Origin of the sequence: Citricoccus alkalitolerans, from assembly GCF_039528175.1 — a bacterium.
Classification (GTDB): Bacteria; Actinomycetota; Actinomycetes; order Actinomycetales; family Micrococcaceae; genus Citricoccus; species Citricoccus alkalitolerans.
On sequence record NZ_BAAALH010000004.1, the window covers coordinates 1 to 5,208 of the forward strand.

Here is a 5,208-nt window from a genome sequence, read left to right on the forward strand (position 1 = left end):
CTCATACCCTTTGAAGCGTGTATGAGAGATGCTTGTGTGTGTAAGTTATCGGCCTATTAGTACCGGTCGGCTTCACAAGTCGTTAGTCCTTGCTTCCACGTCCGGCCTATCAACCCAGTGATCTGCTGGGGGCCTCCCGACCCGAAGGTCGTGGAAATCTCATCTCGAAGCTGGCTTCCCGCTTAGATGCTTTCAGCGGTTATCCTTCCCGAACGTAGCTAATCAGCGGTGCACCTGGCGGTACAACTGACATACCAGAGGTTCGTCCGTCCCGGTCCTCTCGTACTAAGGACAGACCTTCTCAAATTTCCTGCGCGCGCAGAGGATAGGGACCGAACTGTCTCACGACGTTCTGAACCCAGCTCGCGTACCGCTTTAATGGGCGAACAGCCCAACCCTTGGGACCTACTCCAGCCCCAGGATGCGACGAGCCGACATCGAGGTGCCAAACCATGCCGTCGATATGGACTCTTGGGCAAGATCAGCCTGTTATCCCCGAGGTACCTTTTATCCGTTGAGCGACGGCCGTTCCACAACGGGCCGCCGGATCACTAGTCCCGACTTTCGTCCCTGCTCGAGCTGTCGCTCTCACAGTCAAGCCCCCTTGTGCACTTGCACTCGACACCTGATTGCCAACCAGGCTGAGGGGACCTTTGGGCGCCTCCGTTACATTTTGGGAGGCAACCGCCCCAGTTAAACTACCCATCAGGCACTGTCCCTGACCCGGATCACGGGCCGAAGTTAGATGTCCAGAGTGACCAGAGTGGTATTTCAACGATGACTCCACACGAACTAGCGTCCATGCTTCAACGTCTCCCACCTATCCTACACAAGCCACACCGAACACCAATACCAAACTATAGTAAAGGTCTCGGGGTCTTTCCGTCCTTCTGCGCGTAACGAGCATCTTTACTCGTAGTGCAATTTCGCCGAGTTCACGGTTGAGACAGCGGGGAAGTCGTTACTCCATTCGTGCAGGTCGGAACTTACCCGACAAGGAATTTCGCTACCTTAGGATGGTTATAGTTACCACCGCCGTTTACTGGGGCTTAAATTCTCAGCTTCGCTCGTGAGAGCTAACCGGTCCTCTTAACCTTCCAGCACCGGGCAGGAGTCAGTCCGTATACATCGTCTTGCGACTTCGCACGGACCTGTGTTTTTGATAAACAGTCGCTTCCCCCTGGTCTCTGCGGCCCATACACCCTCCACACAGCAAGTGTGCTTCAAGCTCAGGGCCCCCCTTCTCCCGAAGTTACGGGGGCATTTTGCCGAGTTCCTTAACCATGATTCTCTCGATCGCCTTAGTATTCTCTACCTGACCACCTGTGTCGGTTTGGGGTACGGGCGGCTAGAACCTCGCGTCGATGCTTTTCTTGGCAGCATAGGATCACCGGATCCCCCACCTAGTGGGGGCCTATCGGGTCTCAGGCACACGCCTGGCGGATTTGCCAACCAGACACCCTACACCCTTGGACCAGGTCAATTCCATTGCCTGGCCCGGCTACCTTCCTGCGTCACACCTGTTAATACGCTTGCCTTATCGGTTCAGGTCCCGCGCTCCCCTACCACGTCCCCCGAAGGGGATCCAGGCAGGTTCGGGCGGTTAGTATCACCGACTCAGCATGGGCGGTTCTTCGCCGGTACGGGAATATCAACCCGTTGTCCATCGACTACGCCTGTCGGCCTCGCCTTAGGTCCCGACTTACCCAGGGCAGATTAGCTTGACCCTGGAACCCTTGGTCATCCGGCGGACGGGTTTCTCACCCGTCTTTCGCTACTCATGCCTGCATTCTCACTCGTGCACAATCCACCGACGCTTACGCCCCGGCTTCACCTCGTACACGACGCTCCCCTACCCACCCAACTTACGTTGAATGCCACGGTTTCGGCGGTGTGCTTGAGCCCCGCTACATTGTCGGCGCGGAATCACTTGACCAGTGAGCTATTACGCACTCTTTCAAGGGTGGCTGCTTCTAAGCCAACCTCCTGGTTGTCACAGCAACTCCACATCCTTTCCCACTTAGCACACGCTTAGGGGCCTTAACCGGTGGTCTGGGCTGTTTCCCTCTCGACCATGAAGCTTATCCCCCACGGTCTCACTGCCACGCTCTCACTTCCCGGCATTCGGAGTTTGGCTGACGTCAGTAACCTTGTAGGGCCCATCTGCCATCCAGTAGCTCTACCTCCGGGAAGAAACACGTGACGCTGCACCTAAATGCATTTCGGGGAGAACCAGCTATCACGGAGTTTGATTGGCCTTTCACCCCTACCCACAGCTCATCCCCTCCATTTTCAACTGAAGTGGGTTCGGTCCTCCACGCGCTCTTACACGCGCTTCAACCTGGCCATGGGTAGATCACTCCGCTTCGGGTCTAGACCGTGCCACTGAATCGCCCTATTCAGACTCGCTTTCGCTACGGCTTCCCCACACGGGTTAACCTTGCGACACAGCACTAACTCGCAGGCTCATTCTTCAAAAGGCACGCCGTCACCCCTCAAGGCTCCGACGGATTGTAGGCACATGGTTTCAGGTACTATTTCACTCCCCTCCCGGGGTGCTTTTCACCATTCCCTCACGGTACTGATCCGCTATCGGTCAACAGGTAGTATTCAGGCTTACCAGGTGGTCCTGGCAGATTCACACGGGATTTCTCGGGCCCCGTGCTACTCGGGCACACTCTCTAAGCGGCGGTACGCATTCGCACTACGGGACTCTCACCCTCTACGGTCAGCCATCCAAAGCTGTTCGTCTATACGCCCGCTCCTCACCACCCCAAGCCGGCAGACTTGGGACGAAAGGGCCCACAACCCCGACCACGCAACCCCTGCCGGGTATCACACGTGAACGGTTTAGCCCCATCCGCTTTCGCTCGCCACTACTCACGGAATCACTTTTGTTTTCTCTTCCTGCAGGTACTGAGATGTTTCACTTCCCTGCGTTCCCTCCAACCGGCCTATGTGTTCAACCGGCGGTCACACACTCACAGGTGTGCGGGGTTCCCCCATTCGGAAATCCTGGAATCAACGTCCGGTTATCGACTCCTCCAGGCTTATCGCAGATTCCCACGTCCTTCATCGGCTCCTGTTGCCAAGGCATCCACCATGCGCCCTGAAAAACTTAGCCACACAAGGCCAAGCCCTCAATGAGCAACACCCACCACCAACCACCCACCAAAAGCAGGGGTCAACAACGGGTGTATCAAAAGATGACTACATTCTCGGCGCCACCACACACCACCAGGGGGCGATATGCGGCAGCAATAAAAATAAGATGCTCGCGTCCACTATGCAGTTCCCAAACAACAACCCGCACCACACCTCCCACACCCACCCCTCAAGGGTCAATGCTTCAGCATGGCCGGAACCAGACCACAGGCCCGGAACAACCACCCCCACACCACACCACCACCGAAATCCCCCACAAAGGAAGACCACGCGATCATGCGCTGCACGAGCAGCCGGTCCTGTTGTCCCAGGACCCAACAGTGTGCCAACACCCCAACCCATCCAAACCCAGCAGTCCTTCCACACGACGGCGCGACATCCCGGGCAACACCCAAGACGCCCATTCCAGACGCAGTACTACGACCACCAGCCGGTACGGCCAGGGCACTATTCGTTGATGTTCCACCCATGAGCAACTCGCCGACCCACGAACGGGGCCGCTACGAGCACTAAACCTGAACCACACACCCACAAACACAAAGATCTGCAGGCCTGACGGCTAAGGGGCTCCTTAGAAAGGAGGTGATCCAGCCGCACCTTCCGGTACGGCTACCTTGTTACGACTTAGTCCCAATCGCCAGTCCCACCTTCGACGGCTCCCCCCACAAGGGTTGGGCCACCGGCTTCGGGTGTTACCGACTTTCGTGACTTGACGGGCGGTGTGTACAAGGCCCGGGAACGTATTCACCGCAGCGTTGCTGATCTGCGATTACTAGCGACTCCGACTTCATGGGGTCGAGTTGCAGACCCCAATCCGAACTGAGACCGGCTTTTTGGGATTAGCTCCACCTCACAGTATCGCAACCCATTGTACCGGCCATTGTAGCATGCGTGAAGCCCAAGACATAAGGGGCATGATGATTTGACGTCGTCCCCACCTTCCTCCGAGTTGACCCCGGCAGTCTCCCATGAGTCCCCGGCATAACCCGCTGGCAACATGGAACGAGGGTTGCGCTCGTTGCGGGACTTAACCCAACATCTCACGACACGAGCTGACGACAACCATGCACCACCTGTGAACCCGCCCCAAAGGGGAAAGACCATCTCTGGCCCGGTCGGGAACATGTCAAGCCTTGGTAAGGTTCTTCGCGTTGCATCGAATTAATCCGCATGCTCCGCCGCTTGTGCGGGCCCCCGTCAATTCCTTTGAGTTTTAGCCTTGCGGCCGTACTCCCCAGGCGGGGCACTTAATGCGTTAGCTGCGGCGCGGAAAACGTGGAATGTCCCCCACACCTAGTGCCCAACGTTTACGGCATGGACTACCAGGGTATCTAATCCTGTTCGCTCCCCATGCTTTCGCTCCTCAGCGTCAGTAACAGCCCAGAGACCTGCCTTCGCCATCGGTGTTCCTCCTGATATCTGCGCATTTCACCGCTACACCAGGAATTCCGGTCTCCCCTACTGCACTCTAGTCTGCCCGTACCCACCGCAGATCCGGGGTTAAGCCCCGGACTTTCACGGCAGACGCGACAAACCGCCTACGAGCTCTTTACGCCCAATAATTCCGGATAACGCTCGCGCCCTACGTATTACCGCGGCTGCTGGCACGTAGTTAGCCGGCGCTTCTTCTGCAGGTACCGTCACCCGAAGGCTTCTTCCCTACTGAAAGAGGTTTACAACCCGAAGGCCGTCATCCCTCACGCGGCGTCGCTGCATCAGGCTTGCGCCCATTGTGCAATATTCCCCACTGCTGCCTCCCGTAGGAGTCTGGGCCGTGTCTCAGTCCCAGTGTGGCCGGTCACCCTCTCAGGCCGGCTACCCGTCGTCGCCTTGGTGAGCCATTACCTCACCAACAAGCTGATAGGCCGCGAGTCCATCCAAGACCGATAAATCTTTCCACCCCCATACCATGCGATAGGAGGTCGTATCCGGTATTAGACCCAGTTTCCCGGGCTTATCCCAGAGTCAAGGGAAGGTTACTCACGTGTTACTCACCCGTTCGCCACTCATCCACCCCAGCAAGCTGGAGCTTCAGCGTTCGAC

At 57.2% G+C, this 5,208-nt stretch carries 2 rRNA genes; both read right to left on the minus strand.

Going from position 1 to position 5,208, the window contains the following annotated elements:
* Window positions 1-36 precede the first annotated feature (36 nt).
* A 23S ribosomal RNA gene (locus tag ABD134_RS15500) occupies window positions 37-3,124 on the minus strand.
* Between the two features lie 616 nt (window positions 3,125-3,740).
* Window positions 3,741-5,208 (minus strand): 16S ribosomal RNA (locus ABD134_RS15505); the annotation flags it as partial.